The organism is Amycolatopsis sp. WAC 01375, assembly GCF_003947325.1.
In the GTDB taxonomy this organism is placed as follows: Bacteria; Actinomycetota; Actinomycetes; order Mycobacteriales; family Pseudonocardiaceae; genus Amycolatopsis.
This window is the reverse complement of sequence record NZ_QHHW01000058.1, coordinates 1-21,699: the sequence shown is the minus strand read 5'-3', so window position 1 is coordinate 21,699 and position 21,699 is coordinate 1. Positions and strand designations below refer to the sequence as shown.

Below are 21,699 nucleotides of genomic sequence, written 5' to 3'. Positions count from 1 at the left end.
CACCGGGCTGACCTTTCGTGGCGCCGGGCTGGCCGCACTCGCCGTGCTGCCGCTCGGTTTCCTCGTGGTGTTCTTCGCCTGGCCGGTCGCGGCGATCGTCGGCCGCGGCTTCGGTTCCGGCGGGGTCGGCACGGCCATCGGCGACCCGCTGACCTGGAAGCTCGCGGGGTTCACCGTGGCGAGCGCGGGGGTTTCGACGATCGTCGCGGTGCTCGCCGGCCTGCCGGTGGCGTTCCTGCTCGCGCGGGTGCGGCTGCCGGGGGTGTCGCTGGTGCGGACGCTCGTGCTGGTGCCGTTCGTGCTGCCGACCGTCGTGGTCGGCCTGGCGTTCCGCGCGCTCTGGCCCGACGGCGGGCTGCTGCCGCTGGTGCTGGCCAACGCCTTCTTCAACGTCGCCGTCGTCGCGCGCACGGTTTCCGGGCTGTGGAGCCACCTCGACCCGCGCACCGTGGACGCGGCGCGGGCACTCGGCGCGTCGCCGTGGCGTGCCTTCCGCTCGGTGACGCTGCCCGCGCTCGCGCCGGCCATCGCGTCGGCGGCGGCGGTGGTGTTCCTGTTCTGCGCCACCAGCTTCGGGGTCGTGCTCATTCTCGGCGGGGCGAAGTACCGCACCCTGGAGACCGAGATCTACCTGCGCACGGTCGAGTTGCTCGACCTCTCCGGCGCGGCCGCGTTGTCGCTGGTGCAGTTCGCCGCCGTCGTCGCGGCGCTCGTCGTCGGCGCGCTGGCGAGGCGGCGCCGGGAGAACGCGGCGCGGCTGCGTTCGCGGAGTGAGACCGCGCGGCGGCCCAGCGGCGGCGAGTGGTGGGCGGTCTCCGCGGGCCTCGCGGTGATCGCGCTCCTGATGACGCCGATCGTGGCGCTGCTCGTCGAGTCCGTGTCCACTTCGGACGGTTTCAGCCTCGCCGGGTACGAAGCGCTCGCCGGACAGGGCTCGCGTGGCGCGCTTCAGGTTTCGGGCTGGGACGCGGCGTCGATGTCGCTGCGGACGGCGTTCGACGCGACGACGCTCGCGATGATCGTCGGCGTGCTGGCCTCGGTCGTGCTGGTGGCGTTGCGTCGCACGCCGGGCAGGCTGGCGCGGGGGATGGGCGAGACGATGGACGCCGCGCTGATGCTTCCGCTGGGCGTGTCCGCGGTGACCGTCGGTTTCGGGTATCTCGTCACGCTCGACGCGTTGCCGGGCGATCTGCGGACGTCACCGCTGCTGGTCCCGCTCGCACAGGCCTTGGTGATCATCCCGCTGATCGTGCGGATGGTGCTGCCGGTGCTGCGCTCGGTCGACGTCCGGCTGCGACAGGCCGCGTCCACGCTCGGCGCGAGCCCCGGCCGGGTGTGGCGGGAGATCGATCTCCCGCTGACGGCGCGTTCGCTGGTCGCGGCGGCCGGTTTCGGTTACGTGGTCGCGCTCGGCGAGTTCGGCGCGACGAGCTTCCTTGCCAGGCCGGACGCGCCGACGCTGCCGGTCGCCGTCGCGACGCTGATCTCGCGGCCGGGGGAGCTGAACAACCAGATGGCCTACGCGGCCTGCGCGCTGCTCATGATCGTGACCGTGGTGGCGGTGGTGCTGATCGACCGGTTCGGCGCGGTCCGCGGGCAGAATTCGGTAGGGGAGTTCTAGTGTCGCTGTCGGTACGGGATCTGACCGTCCACTATGGATCTCATCCCGCGGTGAAGGACGCCGGGCTGGACATCGCCGACGGCGAGGTGCTGGCGCTGCTCGGCCCGTCCGGTTCGGGGAAGTCGACCCTGTTGCGCGCGATCACCGGGCTGGAGCCGCTGACGTCGGGAACCGTACGGTGGGACGGCGAGGACCTCGCCGGGGTTCCGGTGCACCGTCGGGGGTTCGGGCTGGTGTTCCAGGACGGGCAGCTGTTCCCGCACAAGGACGTCGCCGCGAACATCGCGTTCGGCCTAAGGATGCACGACGTCCCGCGCGTAGAGCACGCGGAGCGGGTCCGTGCGCTGCTCGACCTGGTCGGGCTCAGCGGTTACGAACGACGGAGGGTCACCGAGCTTTCCGGTGGGCAGGCGCAGCGGGTGGCCTTGGCCCGCGCGCTGGCGCCGGAGCCGCGGTTGCTGCTGCTGGACGAACCACTGTCCGGTTTGGACGCCGGACTGCGGGAACAGCTGGCGATCGATCTCGCGGCCCTGCTGCGGCGCAGCAAGATCACCGCGCTGCTGGTCACGCACGACCAGGAAGAGGCGTTCACACTCGCCGACCGCGTCGCCGTGCTCGACGACGGCGAGATCCGGCAGGAGGGCGCGGTGCGCCGCGTCTGGCGGCAGCCGGTGGACGAGGACGTGGCGCGGTTCCTCGGCGTGACCACGTTCGTCGACGGCGAGGCGTCCGGCGGTGTGGTGCGGACGCCGCTCGGTGAGGTCACGCTGCCCGACGTCGAGGACGGCGCGGTGCGGCTGGGGCTGCGGCCGCACGGGCTGCGGGTCTCCCCGGACGGCGTCGAGGGTGAGGTCACCGCCGTGGTGCACCGGCGGGAGCACGTACGGCTCGTGGTCGCGCCGGGCGGCGATCTGTCCACTGTGGACGCCGTCGCGCCGGTCACGGCCGACCTCCGCCCCGGCGACCGCGTCCGGCTCGCCCTTGACCCCGACGGCGTCGCCCGGCTTCCGCGATAGATCGGACGGCGTTCGGCACCGCGCCTCAGTCCGTGAAGGCCTCCTTGAGGGACCCAGAGTCCCTCAAGGAGGCCTTCACGGAACGAAAGGTCAGCCGTCCCGCGTGGTCAGGCGCGCGTAGGCGATCGAGAGCCCGATGGCGATGTAGCAGGCGGCGCGCAGCGCGCCTTCGCCGAGCATCACGGTGTCCAGCGGGTCCATCAGCACCGAAGCCGGTGCCTGCGACCAGTTCTCGTTGAGCAGGAACGGATGCAGCCACGAGACCGCGTCCAGGAACCCGAGGATGGTGAAGACGATCGTCCCGGCCAGCACCGAGGCGACGACCAGCATCGGATGTTCGGTGAACGCCGAGATCGCGAGCGCGACCGCGCCGACCGCCCACAGCTGCAGGATCACCCACGCGGCCACGAGCAGGATGCGGCCCAGCGCGTCCCACACGCTCAATGTCGAGCCGGTGAGGGTGAACATCGAGTCGGGGCCACTGAGGATCAGGCCGGTGACGAAACCGGAGAACGTCATGGCCAGTACGGCGATCGCCGAAACCGTCGCGACGCCGAACGCCTTGATCGCGAGCAGCCTGCCCCGGCCGACCGGCGCGATCAGCCAGCCGCGCAGCGTCCCGTGTGCCGCCTCGCCGGCGATCGCGTCCGCCCCGGCCATCGCCGAAGCGAGCGGGAGCAGCAGCGCCAGCGTCATGGTCAGTGCCGCGACCGGCAGGATGAAACCGTTGTTGACCGCGGAGGCCAGCAGCGCGCCGTCCTGCCCGCCGCTCGTTTCCGAAGCGTCGACGAGGGTCAGCGCGAGCCCGATGATCACCGGGATCAACGCGAGCAGGCCCAGCACGGCCAGCGTGCGCGGGCGCCGGAAGATCCAGCGGAGTTCGGCACGATACAGCCGGAGCAGGCCGACGCTGTCGTGGCCGGTCCGCGCCGCGGGTGCCGCGGCAAGAGCGTTGGTCACGATTCCCCCTCACCGTCTACAGTGGACTCCGGCTGGGTCAGCCTGGCGAACAGGTCCTCGAGCCCGGTGCGCGCCCTCGCCGCCTCGTGCACGGCCACCCCGGCCGTCACCAGGTGTCGCAACACGTCGGGAGCTTCGGTCGCGGTGAGATCGACACGGACGCCGTCCGGTGTGAGCCGGGCGCCGATCCTGTTCTCGCGCAACGTTTCCACCGCGAGTTCGGCGTCGGGCGTCCGCACCAGCAGCGCCGCGTTCCCCGACTCCAGCAGTTCCGCGAGCTCGCCTTGGGCGATCACGTTCCCCGACTGGAGCACCGCGACGTGCGTGCAGGTCGCCTCGACCTCGGCCAGCAGATGCGACGACACCAGCACGGTGACGCCGTCGGCGTGCAGTTCGCCGATGATCCGGCGGATCTCCCTGGTGCCCGCCGGGTCGAGGCCGTTGGTCGGCTCGTCGAGCACGACCATCCGCCTCGGCACGAGCAGCGCGCTCGCCAGCCCCATCCGCTGCTTCATCCCCAGCGAATACCCCTTGTAGCGACGGGTCGCGGCGTCGGTCAGCCCGACGCGCTCAAGCGCCGCGTCGACCGCGCCGGGGATACCGGCCGAGGCCAGCCTCGGTTCCGCCGCGGCCACGCGCAGCAGGTTCTCCCGCCCGGAAAGAAAAGGGTGGAAGCCCGGGCCTTCGACCAGCGCGCCGACGTCGGGCAGCGCGTGCGCCGCCTCGTCGGGCATCCGCTTGCCGAACAGTTCGACCTCGCCCTCGGTGGGCCGCACGAGACCGAGCAGCATCCGGATGGTCGTCGTCTTGCCCGATCCGTTGGGGCCGAGCATCCCCAGCACGGCGCCTTCGGGAACGTCGAGATCGACGTGGTCCACGGCCACCGTGCGGCCGTAGACCTTGCGCAGGCCCCTGGTGCGGGCCGCCATGGGTACCGCCGGAGCGGACGCCTCCCGAGAGGCGTCCGTCCCGGCTTCGAACGTGGTGGTCACTTCGCGGCCAAGGCCTCGAAGAGGACCTGCTCCGGCACCGCGCCGACGGCGTAGCGCCCGTCCTCGGTCAGCACGCCACTGCCGACCTTGGTGGTCAGCAACCAGCCGCTGCCCCAGGCGCCGCTGACCGGCTTGGCGAACCGCGAAAGCAGCGCCTTCGGGTCGACCTGACGGCCTTGCTCGTCCTTCGCGTCGCCGGCCTTCGCCAGCGCGTCGGCCGGGATCTTGCCGGTGATCGCGGTGTCCCAGCCGTCGCCGACGACCTTGACCTCGGACTTCGCCTGCTCGGCGAGCTCACGGTTCTTCGGGTCGACCTCGGCGGCCTTCTCGGTCACCTTCGCACCCTTCGGCGGGGTGAACTCGAAGTTCGACGCGGGCTGGTTCGCGAAGTTGATCTCGCTGAACGAAGCCTCGAACGCGGGCGAGGACGTGCCGTTGGCCAGCACCGTCAGGCGCAGCGGCATCCGGGTCTGCTCGTCGATCGCGACGCGGATCTCACGCAGGAGCGTCCGCTCGGTCGGCTTCGGGGTCAGCACCAGTTCGTACGCCGAACGGTTCGCCACGGACGACGTCCCGTCGACGGCGATCGTGCTGCTCTCGCGCACCTTGCCGAGCAGTTCCGAGGCGACCGTCGCCGGATCGACGGCCTTGCCGTCGACCTTGTTCTGGTGCTCCTTGGCCAGGTCGGCCGGGATGGTGATCTTGGTGGCGGAGTTGTCCTTGGAGTTGTACTCCCAGACGGTCTCACCGTTCTTGACGATGGTCTGCTGGCTCGAGCCCTCGGTGAGCGACACCTTGCTCTTGCCCGCGCCGTCCGTCGACACCTGCGCCGAGTCGATGCTGAGCGCCGACGCGCCGGGCAGCGTGCTGCCGACCTGCGGCAGGCCGAGGTCGTTGTTGACCTTGACCTTGCCGTCGAACGCCAACGGCTTCGCGTTCAGCGTCGACTGCACCAGCTCTTCGGCACTGATCTGCGGCAAGACGGGCGCGTCGCCCGCGGTGGCCGGCATCGCGACGACGGCGAGCCCGCCGACGCCGAGCGCCGTGCCCACCACCGCCGCGGCGATGGCCTTCCTCTTCGGATCCATGCTGTCTCTCCCTGTTTCCCCGAACCCCAGTGTGCTCGGGTCTTGGCGACAACGCTTCCCCGGAAACGCTGAGATACCACTCAGACTCCGCCGTCGGAGCTGAGATGGCGCTGAGAGGTCGCGCGTGAGCTGGTGAAAGCGTGAATGATGAGGGACGTGAAACCTCGAGTACTGGTGGTCGACGACGAGCCCGGCGTCCGCAAGGCGTTGCAGCGGGGACTGCGCGCCGAGGACATGGACGTGGTCACGGCGGCCGACGGGCCCAGCGGCCTGCGCCTGGCGCAGACGGGCTCCTTCGACGTCGTCCTGCTCGACATCATGCTCCCCGGTCTTTCCGGCTACCGCGTGCTCGAACGGCTGCGGGCGCTCGGCGTCACCACCCCGGTGCTGATGATTTCCGCGAAGGACGGCGAGGTCGACCAGGCGGACGGCCTCGACCTCGGCGCCGACGGTTACCTCGTGAAGCCGTTCTCGTTCGTCGTCCTGGTCGCGCAGGTGCGCGCGGTGCTGCGGCGGGCGACACCGGACGCGATCCGCGGGCCGCTGCGGATCGGCGCCCTCGAAGTCGACCGGAGCCTGCGGCAGGTCCGCTACGACGGCATCGAAGTGGCGTTCAGCCCGCGCGAGTTCGCGCTCCTGGAGGTGTTGGCGGGCAGGGCGGGGACGGTGGTCACGAAGGACGAGCTGCTGCGCGCCGTCTGGGGTGACGAACAGGCAGCGACCCGCAACGTCGTCGAGGTCTACGTCGGTTACGTGCGCCGCAAACTCGACGCGGTCGGCGCGGGCGCGCTGGTCCGGACCGTGCGCGGGCACGGCTACCTGGCTTCGGACGCGCAGCTCGACGAAGTGATCGCCCCGGCGGGACAGGGGTGATCGGCTCGCCGTCTTGGTGGCGCCGCCGTTCGCTCCAGGTCCGGATCACCCTGCTCGCGGCCGCCGTCACGCTCGGTTTCCTGCTCGGGCTGGCGGCTGTCGCCGGCGACAACCTCCAGCCGCTGCTCATCGGCTCGGTCGACGACGAACTGAGCGCCCAGCTGAACGCCGCGAAGGCCGACGTCGCCGCGGGACGGACGCCGTCGGGGTCGGCGGTCGCCGTACGGGTCCTCGACACCGGAGGCGGCCCGGTGGACGGCCTGCCGCCCGCGGACCTCGGCCCCTCGGAGGTCCGCGCGCTGAAGGCGGGCGAACCGGTCACGACCGGCGGCGAGCACAGCTGGCGCTGGGCGGGCACCGTGGTCACCGCGCCCGACGGGCAGCAACGCCTTGTCGTCGCGGGCGCGGGTCTGGTCGGCTTCGCGACCGCGGTGCACTCCGGCGGGCTGTGGCTGTTCGTGGTCGCGTCCGTCGGCGCGGTGGGCGCCGGGATCGCGACGTGGCTGCTGGTGCGGTTCGCGCTGCGCCCGGTGGCCAGGATGCGTGGCTCGGTGCGGGCGCTCCCGCCGGGCGCGCGGCTGCCGCTCCCGGACTCGCACGACGAGCTCCGCGCGCTCGCCGAGGAGTTCAACGCCCTGCTGGCCAGACAGGAGGAGGGCGCCGAACGGCTGCGGCGGTTCACCGGCGACGCCGCGCACGAGCTCCGTTCGCCGGTCGCGTCGATCCGCGTGCAGGCCGAGGTCGCCGTCACCAATCCCGATCCCGAACTCGCCCAGGAGACGCTCTCCGACGTCCTCGAAGAGGCCGAACGGCTTTCCGCGCTGCTCGACGGGCTGCTGGCGCTGGCGAGGTCGGACGCGGGGGAGGTCCCGCCCGCGGAACCGGTCGAGCTGGTGAGCGAGGTCCGCGCGGCGGTCGCGCGGATGCCCGCCGACGCGCCCGAAATCCGGGTGAGCGGCACGGTCGGGAGCGCTTGGGCGCAGGCGACGCACGCCGAGGTCGAACTGGTGCTGAGCAACCTGCTGCGCAACGCCTGCCGCTACGCGCGCGGGCAGATCGTGGTGTCGGTGCTCGCGGCGCGGTCCACCGTGCGGGTCGTGGTCGACGACGACGGGCCGGGTATCGCGCCGGAACATCGGGAGCGGGTCTTCGACCGGTTCTATCGCGTCTCCGATTCGCGGGCGCGGTCCTCCGGCGGCACCGGGCTCGGGCTGGCGATGGTCGCGGAGGCCGTCCGGCGGCGTGGGGGCCGGGTGCGCGTCGGCGAATCACCCGATGGCGGGGCGCGGTTCCAGATCGTCTGGCAGGCGGCACGGCCTCATTAGGGTGTGCCGTGTGGTGATCGTGGGTGCCGCCATCGTGCGGAACGGACAGGTGCTGGCGCAGCAGCGGGCTTGGCCCGCCGACCACGCCGGGCAATGGGAGCTGCCGGGCGGACGGGTCGAGGACGGCGAAAGCGACGAAGCCGCCTTGGCGCGGGAATGCCTGGAGGAGCTCGACGTCGCCGTGACGGTCGCGGGCCGGGTCGGCGATGACGTTCCGCTCCCGAACGGGAAGGTCCTGCGGATCTACGCGGCTTCGCTGGTCAGCGCGGGGGACGAGCCGCGGGCGGTGGAGCACAAGGACGTCCGGTGGGTGTCCTCGGCGGAGCTTTCCGGTCTCGACTGGCTGCCCGCAGACCGCGTCCTCCTGCCCGCCCTGCACGCCTTGCTCTCAAGTCCGTGAAGGCATCCTTCCCTGGTCGTGAGTGGCAAGTGTCGTTCTAACGACACTTGCCACTCACGACCCCTTCACGGACCTTCAGCCGGCGCCGATGAGCCGCAGCGCGGACTGCAACCGGTGCTCACCCCGCTCCGCGGCCCGGACGGCGCCCGCCTTGCGCACCCGCTCCAGCTCGCCGGGGTCGGCCAGCAGCGCCAGCGCGCGCTCCCGGACCGGCCGCAGCTCCTCGATGAGAGCCTCGGCGACGGCCTCCTTGACCTGGCCGTAGGAGTCGAACCGGTCCGCGAGGACCTCGGGTTTCTCCTTGACGCACGCCGCGAGGATGTCCAGCAGGTTCGCCATCCCCGGCCGGGTTTCCGGCGCGTAGGCCGGTTTCGACCCGCCATCGGTCTTCGCGCGTTTGACCTTCCGCCTGACGTGGTCGGCCTCGTCGAGCACGAAGATCACCCCGGCCTCCTCCCGCGTCGACTTCGACATCTTCCGCGTCGGCTCGGCGAGGTCCATGACCCGCGCCCCGGCGGGCGGCAGCACCGCCTTCGGCATGGTGAACACGTCGCCGTAGGTGGAGTTGAACCGCTTCGCGAGCGTTCGCGCCAGCTCGACGTGCTGCCGCTGGTCCTCGCCGACCGGGACCTCGTCCGCGCCCTGCAGCAGGATGTCCGCCGCCATCAGCACCGGATACGTCAGCAGGGACAGCCGGACCCCGGCCTGTCCCTTCGACTTCTCCTTGAACTGGATCATCCTGGCGGCCTCGCCGTAGTTGCAGGTGCACTCGAGGACCCAGTTGAGGGCGCCCAGCTCGCGGGCCAGGTCGGATTGCACGAACACGCGGTCCGGCTCGATCCCGGCCGCGATCAGCACGGCCAGCTGCTCGGACGCCATCGAGCGCAGTTTCGCCGGATTGTGCGAGTTCGTCATCGCGTGCAGGTCGGAGACGAAGTACAGGTCGTCCGGCCCGCCCTCGTCCGCCCAGCGCCGAATGGCCCCAAGGTGGTTCCCGACGTGGACGTGGCCGGACGGGGTGATCCCGGACAACCTGATCATCTGCCTTCTTCCTCTCGGATTCGGGCCGCCCCAGGGTCCGGGCACGAAAAAGGCCGCCCGGTGGGGCGGCCTGGTGGTGCGCTCGTCTGGTTCAGCGCAGGACTTCGGGGCCGCCGGAGGGCGGCCACCACTGGGCGTTCTGCGTGCGCATGCCGACGATCCTACCCACCCCGTGCAAGCAGCCCTCGAACCATCGCATCCAGAGGACTACATGCGGAGTGAAAAGAACGGGAGAGTCACTCATTACGGGCACGTAGCGTCAACACTTCATATCGGCCGGCGCAGTACGCCTGTCACATTGGGGATCCGGGTCTACCGTCTTCTCATGTTCGTCGTGTTGCTGACCTACACCGCCCCTATCGAAGAAATCGACTATGTGCTCCCGGATCACGCCGAATGGCTGACCAAACAGTACGAGCACGGCAATTTCCTCGCCTCCGGCAGGCGCAACCCGCGCATCGGCGGCGTCATCATCACCAGGCCCATGGCCAGGGGAAAGCTGGACGCGATCCTCGCGACCGACCCCTTCTCGATCAAGCACATGGCCGCCTACGAGGTGATCGAGTTCTCCCCGACCCGGACCGCTCCGGAACTGCGGGCGATCAACGAGGCGGTGGTGCACTGAGGACGATCCGCTAAGCCGCTTTCGCGATCTTCGTCTTCGCCTTTTTCAGGGCGAGGACGGGGCATTTGCCGCACCGCGACTTCGACCTGCAGCATTTCTTCTTGACCTTGCCGGACTTCATCCACTTGCGCACGAGTTTGTGCGGATCGTCGGGTAGCTTCTTGCCCACTCGCACTCCTCGTCGGACGGCGTCGGCGACACGCCCACGTTAGGTGAGGCTAACCGATCTTGGGGCGTGGGGGTGCTCACAGTTCGGCTACAGGTACCCTGGTGTGGTCCGCGTATGGCCAAAGTCGGCCGACGTTACCCGATCGCGTCAACGAGCAACTCGATCGAGCCACTCGTGAGCACTCGGGGCGGCGCGGGCACCACACCCGAACTTGAAACCTTTGGAGCCTTCGCGTGCCCGCAGCCAGCGCCACCGCAGTCGATGCCGGCCGCTCGTCCGGCAAGACCCGGCCCGACCTGCGCAACGTCGCCATCGTCGCACACGTCGACCATGGCAAGACGACCCTCGTCGACGCGATGCTCCGGCAGTCCGGAGCCTTCGAGGAACGCGCCGAACTCGTCGACCGCGTGATGGACTCCGGGGAGCTCGAACGCGAAAAGGGCATCACGATCCTCGCGAAGAACACCTCCATCCACCGCGAGACCGAGAACGGCCCGGTGACGATCAACGTCATCGACACCCCCGGCCACGCGGACTTCGGTGGCGAGGTCGAGCGCGGGCTGGCCATGGTCGACGGCGTCGTCCTGCTGGTGGACGCCAGCGAGGGGCCGCTGCCGCAGACCCGGTTCGTGCTGCGCAAGACCCTCGAGGCCGGTCTTCCGGTGATCCTCGTGGTCAACAAGACCGACCGCCCCGACGCCCGGATCTCCGAGGTCGTCGAGGAGACCCACGACCTCCTGCTCGACCTAGCCGGTGACATCGAGGACGCCGACCTCGACGCGATCCTCGACCTCCCGGTCGTCTTCGCCTCCGCCCGTGCGGGCAAGGCGAGCCTCGAGCAGCCCGCCGACGGCGCGGTGCCCGGGAGCGAGAACCTCGACCCGCTGTTCGAGACCCTGATGCGTCACGTGCCGCCGCCCTTCGCCGACCGCGAAGGCCCGCTGCGCGCGCTGGTCACCAACCTCGACGCGTCGAACTTCCTCGGCCGGATCGCGCTGATCCGTATCCACTCCGGCAACCTGCGCAAGGGCCAGACCGTGGCCTGGATGCGCGAGGACGGCACCATCCAGAACGTCCGCATCTCCGAACTGCTGGTCACCGAGGCGCTCACCCGCGTCCCGGCGACCGAGGCCAGCGCGGGCGAACTGGTCGCCATCGCCGGCATCCCGGAGATCACCATCGGCGACACCCTCGCCGACGTCGAGAACCCCGAGGCGCTGCCCCGGATCGCCGTCGACGAGCCCGCCATCTCGATGACCATCGGTGTCAACACCTCACCGCTGGCCGGCCGCAGTGGTGGCGACAAGGTCACCGCGCGCCTGGTCAAGGCCCGGCTGGACCAGGAGCTGATCGGTAACGTCAGCATCAAGGTGCTGCCGACCGAGCGCCCCGACACCTGGGAGGTCCAGGGCCGTGGCGAGCTGGCGCTGGCGATCCTCGTCGAGCAGATGCGCCGCGAGGGCTTCGAGCTGACCGTCGGCAAGCCGCAGGTGGTCACCAAGATGATCGACGGCAAGCTGCACGAGCCGTTCGAGCGTCTGTCGATCGACGCCCCGGAGGAGCACCTCGGCGGCATCACGCAGCTGCTGGCCGCCCGCAAGGGCCGCATGGAGCACATGGGCGGGCACGGCTCCGGCCGCATCAAGCTCGACTACGTCCTCCCGGCGCGCGGCCTGATCGGCTTCCGCACCGACTTCCTCACCGAGACCCGCGGCACCGGTATCGCGAACCACGTGTTCGAGGGGTACTTCCCGTGGGCGGGCGAGATCCGCACCCGTCACTCCGGTTCGCTGGTCGCCGACCGCTCGGGCCCCATCACCGCGTACGCGATGATCCAGCTCGCCGACCGCGGCACCTTCTTCGTGGAGCCGGGCGCCGAGGTGTACGAGGGCATGGTCGTCGGCGAGAACCCGCGCGCCGAGGACCTCGACATCAACATCACCAAGGAGAAGAAGCTGACCAACATGCGTCAGTCCTCCGCCGACGTGATGGAGACGCTGGCCCGCCCGCGCAAGATGGGCCTGGAAGAGGCGCTGGAGTTCTGCTCCGTCGACGAGTGCGTCGAGGTCGCTCCCGACGTCGTCCGGATCCGCAAGGTCACGCTGGACGTCAACCAGCGCGCCAAGGAGCGCAACAAGATGAAGAACCGCGGCTGAGCTAGTCTCCGCGCCGGAGGGCGTCTGCTCACTCACCGTGAGTAGACGCCCTCCGGCTTTTTCGGCCCCGAACGCGGTCACGCACCGTATTCGGTCGGGCGTTCCCGGTTAAAGAAAGGTCCTTTCCCGACAATTTCGCCGGAAAGCCGAGCTCCTTTTCGGACGGTGTTCACATCACCGGAACGGACCGATGCGCCGGTGAAGTGAACCCGGCCGAGAACGCGGATCCGGACCGGCGCGAAACAAAAGAACCCGAATGCGTCCGGATAGGACTCGAGTTCGCGATCGTTTCGGTCATCAATCGTGCGGTGGTGAACATTCCGGCGAGGCGTTCCGGAATGTTCCGGGTTTGCGGAACCCATTGCCGGAGGACCGCGATCCGGCGCGGACGAAATGCTTCGGCCCGGACAGGAACCTTCGGGGCCTCCCGGACGTCCACCGGAGGAGGCGGCGGCCGGTCGGGCGACGACCGGGCCGATATGGGAATCTCGCTGCCGAGGCCATGCCCGGCGTGATAGCTCTATGGCGACGGGGCGAGGGACAAAGCAGGAGGATCCAGGCGTGCGGGTAGTGAACACAGCGGCACCCATGCTGGCGTGCGCGGCCGTGCTCCTCGCCGCCTGCAGCAACACCCCACCGCCGCCGGTGGTCAGCTCCTCGGCCTCCCCGGTGAGCACGTCGACCACGAAGACGCCTTCACAGGTCGTCGTGGGTGTGGACGACGTCCTCGGCGGCTACAACCCGCACAACCTCGCCGACGCCTCCCAGGTGACGTCGGCGCTCTCGCAACTGCTGCTCCCGTCGGTGTTCCGCCCCAAGGACGACGGCAGTTTCGAGCTGGACAAGAACCTCATGAAGTCCGCCGAGGTCGTGTCACAGCAGCCGTTCACGGTCGCGTACACGATCCGCCCGGACGCCTCGTGGTCCGACAGCGCGCCGATCGCCGCCGAGGACTTCGCGTACCTCCGCGAGGCCATGCGCGACCAGCCTGGCGTCATCGGCGCCGCGGGCTACCGGCTGATCTCGGACATCCAGTCGCGTGAAGGCGGCAAGCGGGTCGAGGTCACCTTCGCCAAGCCGTACCCGGGTTGGCAGACGCTCTTCAACAACCTCCTGCCCGCCCACCTGCTCAAGGACGCCCCGAACGGGTGGCAGGGCGCGCTGGCGACGACGTTCCCGGCCGTCGCCGGGCCGTACTCGATCAAGGGCCTCGACACCGCACGCGGAGAGGTCACTCTGGAGCGCAACGAGCGCTATTGGGAGAAACCCTCCGCCCTCGACCGGATCGTGCTCCGTGCGGCCGATCAGGACGGCACACTGGCCGCCCTGCGCAGCGGCAACGACCAGTTCGCGATGACCAGGACCGACGGCACCGGCCTCAAACGGCTCGGCGAACTCGGCTCCGCCGTCCAGCTGCACACGGTCGCCCGCCCCACGGTCGCGCAGATCCTCCTGCGGCCGGTGAGTTCGACGCTGTCGGATCCGAAGGTGCGCGAAGGCGTCACCGCGCTGATCGACCGCGGCAAGCTGATCACCGAGGCGACCGACGGCGGCCCGTCGGACAAGCTCCGCGCCGACGCCCAGGTCCGCGTCCCCTCGGCCCCCGGTTTCCAGCCGACGATCCCGGCACCGGGACCGCCGTCGGCGGCCGATCCGGCCAAGGGCGAGGAACTGCTCAAATCCGCCGGATACACCAAGGAAGCCGGAACCTGGCGCAAGAACGGGAAGAACCTTTCTCTGGTCGTGGCCTCGCCCGCCAAACAGGAGCCGTACGCGACGATCGCCAAGGAGCTGACGGCGCAACTGGTGGCCGCGGGGATCGAGGTCAACGCGATCGCGCCACAGCCGAGGGAGCTGTTCTCGACGCTGCTGGCCATGCCGGTGCTCAACGGGATCCAGCAGACGACCCCGGAGGGCGCGGGCAACGTCGGCATCGACATCGCGGTGATCGGCCAGGTCAAGGGGGGTGCGGACGTCGCTTCGGCGCTGGCGTCCACCTTCGGCTGCCGTCCCGATCAGCTCACCGACAAGACCAAGGCCGTCGTCCCCGGCAACCCGCTGGGCTTCTGCGACCCGGCCCTGCAGCCGTCGATCGACGCCGCGCTGACCGGCGCCACCCCGGCCGCCGACGCGCTTTCGGCCCTGGAACCGGAATTGTGGCGTCGGAATGTTGCCATTCCGTTGTTCCAGCTGGCCGATACCCTCGCCATCGGCTCCGGTATTTCCGGGGTAACCGCAGGTCCTCCTATGGTGGGCCCTTTCGGGTCCGCGGTGAACTGGACGCGGGGTCCGAAGTAGCCGTTTCGAGTCCGAGTCCGACCCTGGAGGGTGACCTTTCCCGGCACGTTCGAGTGGCGGACTGATTCCTCAAGGTAACCACTGTATTTCTCGAAGTCAGCCGCAAGTTACCCTTTGGTCACGATCCCCCCGTAACTGGTGACTGTTCGTGCATTTCCTTTCTAGCGTGCACCCGCAGTGCGCCAAATGAGTGTTGCTTGGCGTGTCATAGGCTCCGGGCCATCTCACCGGAGCGGTGTGGGGTCCTGTTCCGATCTCAGGAACCCAGTGCTAGGAGGGCACACTTCATGAGGAAGTCCAAGGCAGTCTCCGCCTGGTCGCTGGTCGCGGCCTCCGCGCTTGTGCTGAGCGCATGCAGCGGTGGCGACAGCGGCAGTTCCGACCAGAACGGGTCGTCGACCGACATCAAGAGCATGGCGGTCGGCAAGGCGCAGAACGGCGAAAACTTCAAGCTCGCGGACACCCCGGGGTACGAAGGCACCGTCACGGTGGGCATCGACGACGGGTACTCGGGCTACAACAACGACACGCCGGACACCAACTCGTCGTACAACACCTACATCTTGACTGCTGTGCTCGCCGGCGCCGATGTGCTCGACGGCAACAACAAGGTGCTGCTGAACAACGACGTGTTCGACTCCTGGGAGGTCACCTCCAAGGAGCCGCAGACCGTCGTCTACAAGATCAAGCCGAACGTCAAGTGGTCCGACAACCAGCCGTTCGACTGTGACGACATGTACCTGTCGTGGCTGGCGCACAGCGGCAAGGCGAAGACCGCGGACGGCAAGCAGGCCTTCCTCGCCGCTTCGACCACCGGCTACTCGCTGATCAACGAGGCGACCTGCAAGGACGACCTGACCTTCGAGACCAAGTACACCGAGCCGTACCTGGACTACAAGGGTCTGTTCAACTCGACGGCGATCATGCCCGCGCACATCGTCGAGAAGAACGCCGGCATCGAGGACATCACCAAGCTGGCGCCGACCGGCGACGCGGCCCAGCTGACGAAGGCCGGCGACTTCTGGACGAACAAGTTCAAGGGCTTCGACGCGGCGAACATGCCGGCCTCCGGCCCGTACAAGATCACCGCGTTCGACGCCAACCAGAAGGCCGTCACGCTGGAGAAGAACCCGCTCTGGATCGGTGGCAAGGGTGGCCCCTCGAAGATCGTCGTGAGGGCGATGGAGGACACCAAGGCCATGGCGACCGCGCTGCAGAACGGTGAGATCGACGTCGCGGCGTCGACCCAGCCGGACGCCACCGCGGCGAACACCCTCAAGAGCCTCTCGGCTCAGGGCGTGACCTACGGTTCGGGTTCGCAGCTGACCTTCGAGCACTTCGACCTGAACTACACCAAGATCTTCAAGGACAAGTCGCTGCGCAAGGCGTTCTTCGAGGTGGTCAACCGCCAGGAGATCACCGACAAGCTGCTCAAGGAAGTCCAGGCCGACGCGACCCCGCTGAACAGCATCGTGTTCATGCCGGGTGAGCAGGGCTTCAAGGACCTGTACAGCAGCAAGGCCGGTCTGGGCGCCGAGGCCGCGGCCAAGACGCTGACCGACGCCGGCTGGGTCAAGGGTGCCGACGGCATCTTCGCCAAGGACGGCAAGCGCGCGTCGTTCAAGATCTCGCACAACCAGAACGCCCGTCGTACGCAGACCGTCGAGATCGTCATCTCGCAGGCCAAGCTCGCCGGTATCGAGATCACCGACGAAACGGACGCCAACTTCCTGAAGGGTGGCCGTCTCGCGGCCGGCGACTACGAAGTCGCGCTCTTCGGCTGGTCCGCCGCTCCGTTCAAGGCCGAGCAGAAGTCGATCTACATCACCCGGGTCGACGACAGCAGCCAGAACTACCAGGGCCTGTCCAACCCGGTGATCGACTCGTCGTTCGAGGCGGCCGTCAAGGCCACCGACGAGGCCGTCCAGCTGGAGAACTACCAGAAGGCCGACCAGGCGATCGCGGACGAGTACGCGACGCTGCCGCTGTTCCAGACCCCGTCCATGTGGGCGTTCAAGGGCATCGACCGCACTTACATGCAGTCGTACAACGGTGTCCTGTGGAACGTCGGCGAGTGGGAGCAGAAGAAGTAGGGTGTAACCCCGCTTTTTCTCACCATTCGCTTACGCGATCCTGGTGGTACGGGGCCCGGCCACAAGCCGGGCCCCGTACCCGCCGGAAGTAGCTGTTGGCCGTAGGGTTACCGCCACTACGGTGGGCAACCGGGCAGCGGTCCAGTACTTCGGCGGCCAGGCCCGGATGAGGAGCAGTTCGTTGAACCTGGTGATCTACATTCTTCGCCGTCTGGCGATATCGATTCCCGTCCTGCTGGTCGGGACTTTTCTGTGTTTCATCATGGTCGCCGGCACCGGCGACCCGATGGGTGAGCTCAGAAGCAATCCGGCCATGAGCAAGGAGACCTTGGACCAGGTCGCCAGTCAGCTCGGCCTGGACAAGAACATCGTGCTTCGCTACTTCGACTGGCTTGGCAGCTTCGTGACCGGGGACTGGGGCATTTCGATCGCCCAGGGCAACGCGTTGGCCCCCGTGTTCCCGAAGGTCATGGCCGCGTTCGAGGTCACCGCCAAGCTCGTCGTCGGCGCGGAACTGCTCGCGCTGGTCCTCGGCGTGCTCGTCGGTGTCGTGGCCGCGGTCAAGCAGTACTCGATCATCGACTACATCGCCACGACGCTGGCGTTCCTGCTGTTCTCGATGCCGATCTTCTGCGTCGCGATCGTGCTGAAGGGCTACGCGATCGAGTTCAACGGCTGGGTCCGCGATCTGGGCCTGTCGGACGTTCTCGGCAACCCGTGGATCCGCACCACCAGCCCGGAATCCCTGAACTTCGACGGTCCCGGCGGGTTCGTCGCCAGTTACGTGGGCGCCTACCTGCTGCCGACGCTGTCCATCATGGCGATCAGCTTCGCCGCGTACAGCCGGTTCCAGCGGGCCTCGATGCTGGAGACACTGAACGCCGACTACGTCCGGACCGCGCGGGCCAAGGGCCTCGCCGGCGGACGGGTCATCTTCCGGCACGCGTTCCGGAACGCCCTGATCCCGGTGACCACGTTGTTCTCCGTCAACTTCGGTGCCGTGCTCTCGGGCGCGATCATCACCGAGACGGTGTTCAACTGGCACGGCATGGGCACGCTGCTCGTCGAAGCCGTCACCAAGAGCGATCCGCAGGTGATGATGGGCTGGCTCGTGGTCATCGCCACCAGCATCATCGTCGCCAACCTGATCGCCGACCTCATGTACGGCATCCTGGACCCGAGGATTCGCGTTGGCTGACTTGAACTCCCTCATCGCGGCGGATTCCGCCGAAGGCAAGCTCGCTCCCGAAGCGCTGCCGGAGCCGCGCAGTCAGGGCAAGCTGGTCCTGCGCAAGTTCCTGCGGCACAAGCTGGCGATGATCTGCACGGCGATCCTGCTGCTCCTCGTGCTGACCGTGCTGATCATGCCGATCTTCTGGCCGTACGACTACGAAGACAGCTCCTTCCCGTCCTTCGCCAAACCCAGCGGGGACTACCCGCTCGGGACGACGCAGGTCGGCAAGGAAATGGTGTCGCAGATCCTGCGCGGGACCCAGTACTCGCTCCTGATCGCGCTCATCGTGTCGATCGTCGCCACCACCATCGGCACCATTTTCGGGGCCATGGCGGGATATCTGCGAGGGTTCACCGATTCGGCGATCTCGCGCGTGACGGACCTGTTCCTGATCGTCCCGCAGATCGCGGCCGCGGCGATCCTGGCGAAGGTGTTCGGCGGAGGTGCCTGGTACATCGTCGCGATGGTGCTGGCGGCCTTCGGCTGGATGCCGATCGCCCGTATCGCCAGGGCCGAGGCGATGTCGTTGTCCCAGCGCGAATTCGTGGACGCGTCACGCGCATCCGGTGCCGGGACGTTCCACATCGTGTTCAAGCACCTGGTGCCGAACATGGTCGGTCTCATCACCGTCAACGCGACCCTCGCGGTCGCGCAGGCGGTGCTGATCGAGGCCGCGCTGTCGTTCATCGGGTTGGGCGTGCAATTGCCCGACACGTCGCTCGGCCGCGTCATCCTCGAGAACTACGCCCAGCTGCAGAACCGGCCGGCGTTGTTCTTCGGCCCGTTCATCGTGCTGGTGCTGATCTCGCTGACGATCAACTTCATCGGTGACGGCCTGCGGGACGCTTTCGACCCGCGCCAGCGCCGCATGAAGGCGTAAGGCCCTCTTTAGCGCGTGAAGGCCCCCTTCCTCGGCTCAGCCGAGGGAAGGGGGCCTTCACGCGCTTCGGGAGCCGTATCTCGCGCGTGATTGAAGCCGTAACTCGCGTGTGCGGCGCAGACACGCGAGTTACGCCTTCAATCACGCGAGATACGCCTCCAGACACGCGAGTGTCGTCCAGATACACGAAGGCCCCCTTCACTGCGTCTAGCGCAATGAAGGGGGCCTTCGTGTACTGCCAGAGGTCAGTCGGCCACCGGGGCCAGCTTGCCCGCCTGCCAGGCCGCACGCCGTTCGGCCTGCAGCACCGGGTCCGCGACCGGAGCGGCCGACAGCAGGCGACGGGTGTAGTCCTCACGCGGCGAGTGCAGCACCTGGTCACGCGTGCCGACCTCGACCAGCTTGCCGTACTGCATCACCGCGACGCGGTCGGCCAGCAGGTCGACGACGGCGAGGTCGTGGCTGATGAACAGGCAGGCGAACTGCAGCGAGCGCTGCAGGTCGAGGAACAGGTCCAGCACGCGGGCCTGCACCGAGACGTCCAGCGCCGAGGTCGGCTCGTCCGCGATCAGCAGCGCCGGGTCGAGCGAGAGCGCCCGCGCGATGGCGACGCGCTGGCGCTGGCCGCCGGACAGCTCGTGCGGGTACCGGTTGCGGTAGTGGCCGCCGAGCTCGACCTTGTCCAAAAGGGACGCCACGCGCTCGTTCAGGGCCTTGCCCTGCAGGAACTTGTGCAGCACCATCGGCTCGGCGATCGATTCGCCGATGGTCATCTTCGGGTCCAGCGTGGACGCCGGGTCCTGGAACACGATCGAGAAGTAGCGGCGCAGCGGGCGCAGCTCCTTGTTCGACATGTTCGTGATGTCCTTGCCCGCGATCGACACGGTGCCCGCGGTCGGGGTCAGCAGGCGGATCGCGCAGCGGCCGACCGTCGACTTGCCGGAACCGGACTCGCCGACCAGGCCGACGATCTCGCCCTTGGCGATGCTCAGCGAGACGTCGTCCACCGCGCGGTTCTTCGCCTGGCCGCGGCGGCCCGGGTACTCCAGCACGAGGTTCTTGATCTCGAGCGCCGGGGCGTCCGCCTCGATCACGGCCTCCAGCTCGGCGTCGGCGAGCCGGATCTCTTCGGCGATCTTCGAGGCCTCGTCGCTGTCGGCGTCGATGCCGGAGTCGTCGAGCAGGCGGCGTCCTTCGGGGCGCTGGCCGAGCACGGGGACGGCGGCGAGGAGCTTGCGGGTGTACTCCACCTGCGGCGACGCGAACAGGTCGCGCACCGGCGCCTGCTCGACGATGTTGCCCTGGTACATCACGACCACGCGGTCGGCGAGATCGGCGACGACGCCCATGTCGTGCGTGATCAGCACGATCGCGGTGTTGAGGGTGTCGCGCAGCTTGCGCAGCAGGCCGAGGATCTCCGCCTGCACGGTGACGTCGAGGGCCGTGGTCGGCTCGTCGGCGATGATCACCTTCGGGTCGCACGAGATCGCCATCGCGATGACGACACGCTGCCGCAGACCGCCGGAGAGCTGGTGCGGGTACTGCTTGAAGCGCAGCGGCGGGTTCGGGATGCCGACCATCTCGAGCAGCTCGATGGCGCGCTTGTCGGCGGCTTCCTTCGAGATGTCCTGGTGCGAGCGGAGCGCCTCACGCAGCTGCCAGCCGACGGTGTAGACCGGGTTCAGCGCGGTCATCGGCTCCTGGAAGATCATCGCGACCTGGTTGCCGCGGATCTTCTGGAGGTCCTTCTCCTTGAGGTCGGCCAGGTTGCGGTCGCCGAGGCGAAGCTCGCCGGCGATCCGGCTCGTCTTCGGGAGCAGCCCGAGCACCGACATCGAGGTCACCGACTTGCCGGAACCGGACTCACCGACCACCGCGACGATCTCGCCGGGCTTGACGTCGAATCCGATGCCCTTGACGGCGTCGACCACGCCGTCGTCGGTCGGGAACGAGACGCTCAGGTCGGAGATGGACAGAACCGAACCCGACACGCCGCCGAGGTCCGACGATGCTGCTTCAGTGCTCACCAAGATGCCCTTCGTGGGGGTACATATGGTCACGGCGCATCGGCCATGCCCTACTAATGCGTCCTCGGCGGTAAAGCATGCCTCGGACGTGCGCGAGGATAACCGAGAGTCGCCCGACTAAGGTCGGTGCTCTCCGGCTTCCGTTCCCGACACCCTATAAAGGAAAGCGCGCCGTGTTCGAATTAGTCTTCAAGCCGTGATCTCCGACCGGCCCAAATTGCTCCTCGTGCACGCCCATCCGGACGACGAGAGCATCACCACCGGCGGCACCATCGCGCGCTACGCGACGGAAGGCGCCGAAGTGACCGTCGTCACGTGCACTCTCGGTGAGGAAGGCGAGATCATCCCGCCGTCCCTCGGCGGGCTCGGTTCGTGGGCTTCCGATCAACTCGGCGGCTACCGCGCCGGCGAGCTGGCGTCGGCCTGCGCGGCGCTGGGTGTCTCCCGGCACCGGTATCTCGGCGGCATCGGCCGCTGGCGTGACTCGGGGATGGCCGGAACGCCGTCCGCGGCCCATCCGCGCGCGTTTTCCGGCGGTGACCTCGACGAGCAGGCGGCTCAGCTCGCGGAGATCCTGGACGAGGTCCGGCCCCAGGTCGTCGTCACGTACGACGCTTTCGGGGGTTACGGGCATCCCGACCACATCCGTGCGCACGAGGTCACCATGGCCGCGGCGCCGAAGGCCGAGTCGGTCGAGCGGGTCTTCCACACCGTTTCTTCCCGCGACGCGGTCGCGGCCGGGCTCGCCGCGCTGCGCGGACGCTCGTCGTTCCGGGTCCCGGAAGACGGCGAACTGCCGGTGACGCCGGACGAGACCATCACGACCGTCCTCGACGTCGGCCCGTACATCGCGGCGAAGGCCGCCGCACTGCGGGCGCACGAGACCCAGGTCAGCGTGCCC

At 68.7% G+C, this 21,699-nt stretch carries 18 protein-coding genes; 12 read left to right on the top strand and 6 right to left on the bottom strand.

The genetic code is table 11. The annotated features are described in order from the left end of the window. The first annotated feature begins 43 nt into the window (after nt 1–43). Both DL991_RS39185 and DL991_RS39180 read left to right on the top strand, forming a co-directional pair. The gene (locus DL991_RS39185; protein WP_125789450.1) at nt 44–1,621 is read left to right on the top strand and encodes an iron ABC transporter permease; all 1,578 of its coding nucleotides are present in this window, start codon (nt 44–46) and stop codon (nt 1,619–1,621) included. Next, complete coding sequence (locus DL991_RS39180) at nt 1,621–2,637, top strand: ABC transporter ATP-binding protein (RefSeq protein WP_125789394.1); 1,017 nt, start codon at nt 1,621–1,623, stop codon at nt 2,635–2,637. Before DL991_RS39185 ends, DL991_RS39180 begins: the two co-directional genes overlap by 1 nt. A 90-nt stretch (nt 2,638–2,727) precedes the next feature. Here DL991_RS39180 and DL991_RS39175 read toward each other — a convergent pair whose 3' ends face one another. Genes DL991_RS39175 through DL991_RS39165 form a run of 3 tightly spaced genes read right to left on the bottom strand, consistent with a single transcriptional unit; the run spans nt 2,728 to nt 5,677 of the window. Continuing rightward, the gene (locus DL991_RS39175) at nt 2,728–3,597 is read right to left on the bottom strand and encodes an ABC transporter permease (RefSeq protein WP_125789393.1); all 870 of its coding nucleotides are present in this window, start codon (nt 3,595–3,597) and stop codon (nt 2,728–2,730) included. Continuing rightward, nucleotides 3,594–4,589, bottom strand: a complete 996-nt coding sequence (locus DL991_RS39170) for an ABC transporter ATP-binding protein (RefSeq protein WP_125789392.1) — start codon at nt 4,587–4,589, stop codon at nt 3,594–3,596. Before DL991_RS39170 ends, DL991_RS39175 begins: the two co-directional genes overlap by 4 nt. Next, the gene (locus DL991_RS39165; protein ID WP_125789391.1) at nt 4,586–5,677 is read right to left on the bottom strand and encodes an outer membrane lipoprotein carrier protein LolA; all 1,092 of its coding nucleotides are present in this window, start codon (nt 5,675–5,677) and stop codon (nt 4,586–4,588) included. The genes DL991_RS39170 and DL991_RS39165 overlap by 4 nt, the downstream gene beginning before the upstream one ends. A 144-nt stretch (nt 5,678–5,821) precedes the next feature. Between DL991_RS39165 and DL991_RS39160 the strand changes: the two genes are divergently transcribed. Genes DL991_RS39160 through DL991_RS39150 form a run of 3 tightly spaced genes read left to right on the top strand, consistent with a single transcriptional unit; the run spans nt 5,822 to nt 8,275 of the window. Further along, complete coding sequence (locus tag DL991_RS39160; protein ID WP_125789390.1) at nt 5,822–6,550, top strand: response regulator transcription factor; 729 nt, start codon at nt 5,822–5,824, stop codon at nt 6,548–6,550. After that, nucleotides 6,547–7,875: an ATP-binding protein gene (locus tag DL991_RS39155; protein ID WP_125789389.1), complete on the top strand. Its 1,329-nt coding sequence runs from the start codon at nt 6,547–6,549 to the stop codon at nt 7,873–7,875. The genes DL991_RS39160 and DL991_RS39155 overlap by 4 nt, the downstream gene beginning before the upstream one ends. Nucleotides 7,876–7,885: 10 nt before the next feature. Continuing rightward, nucleotides 7,886–8,275 (top strand): (deoxy)nucleoside triphosphate pyrophosphohydrolase, encoded by a 390-nt coding sequence (locus DL991_RS39150; RefSeq protein WP_125789388.1) that lies wholly within the window; start codon nt 7,886–7,888, stop codon nt 8,273–8,275. Between the two features lie 75 nt (nt 8,276–8,350). On the opposite strand, the gene trpS is transcribed toward DL991_RS39150, so the two are convergent. Beyond that, entirely contained in the window at nt 8,351–9,316 is a 966-nt protein-coding gene (gene trpS, locus DL991_RS39145) for a tryptophan--tRNA ligase (protein ID WP_125789387.1), read from the bottom strand. A gap of 325 nt (nt 9,317–9,641) precedes the next feature. Between trpS and DL991_RS39140 the strand changes: the two genes are divergently transcribed. After that, on the top strand, nt 9,642–9,941 hold the full coding sequence (locus tag DL991_RS39140) for a YciI family protein (protein WP_125789386.1): 300 nt from the start codon (nt 9,642–9,644) through the stop codon (nt 9,939–9,941). A 10-nt stretch (nt 9,942–9,951) separates the two neighbouring features. On the opposite strand, the gene DL991_RS43140 is transcribed toward DL991_RS39140, so the two are convergent. Beyond that, nucleotides 9,952–10,110, bottom strand: a complete 159-nt coding sequence (locus DL991_RS43140; RefSeq protein WP_007028942.1) for a hypothetical protein — start codon at nt 10,108–10,110, stop codon at nt 9,952–9,954. Between the two features lie 233 nt (nt 10,111–10,343). Here DL991_RS43140 and typA point away from each other — a divergent pair, with 233 nt between their 5' ends. The 5 genes from typA to DL991_RS39115 all read left to right on the top strand — a co-directional run bounded on the left by typA (nt 10,344) and on the right by DL991_RS39115 (nt 18,771). Continuing rightward, nucleotides 10,344–12,266 (top strand): translational GTPase TypA, encoded by a 1,923-nt coding sequence (gene typA / locus DL991_RS39135; protein ID WP_125789385.1) that lies wholly within the window; start codon nt 10,344–10,346, stop codon nt 12,264–12,266. Nucleotides 12,267–12,854: 588 nt separating this feature from the next. Next, entirely contained in the window at nt 12,855–14,564 is a 1,710-nt protein-coding gene (locus tag DL991_RS39130) for an ABC transporter family substrate-binding protein (protein WP_199754259.1), read from the top strand. A gap of 287 nt (nt 14,565–14,851) precedes the next feature. Beyond that, complete coding sequence (locus DL991_RS39125) at nt 14,852–16,657, top strand: ABC transporter family substrate-binding protein (protein ID WP_125789383.1); 1,806 nt, start codon at nt 14,852–14,854, stop codon at nt 16,655–16,657. A gap of 181 nt (nt 16,658–16,838) precedes the next feature. Beyond that, nucleotides 16,839–17,855: an ABC transporter permease gene (locus DL991_RS39120; RefSeq protein ID WP_125789449.1), complete on the top strand. Its 1,017-nt coding sequence runs from the start codon at nt 16,839–16,841 to the stop codon at nt 17,853–17,855. After that, complete coding sequence (locus DL991_RS39115) at nt 17,848–18,771, top strand: ABC transporter permease (RefSeq protein WP_125789382.1); 924 nt, start codon at nt 17,848–17,850, stop codon at nt 18,769–18,771. Before DL991_RS39120 ends, DL991_RS39115 begins: the two co-directional genes overlap by 8 nt. Nucleotides 18,772–19,016: 245 nt before the next feature. On the opposite strand, the gene DL991_RS39110 is transcribed toward DL991_RS39115, so the two are convergent. After that, nucleotides 19,017–20,798, bottom strand: a complete 1,782-nt coding sequence (locus DL991_RS39110) for an ABC transporter ATP-binding protein (RefSeq protein ID WP_199746461.1) — start codon at nt 20,796–20,798, stop codon at nt 19,017–19,019. 196 nt (nt 20,799–20,994) lie between these two features. Here DL991_RS39110 and mshB point away from each other — a divergent pair. After that, on the top strand, nt 20,995–21,699 hold a 705-nt coding region (mshB, locus tag DL991_RS39105), incomplete at its 3' end, for an N-acetyl-1-D-myo-inositol-2-amino-2-deoxy-alpha-D-glucopyranoside deacetylase (protein ID WP_125789381.1).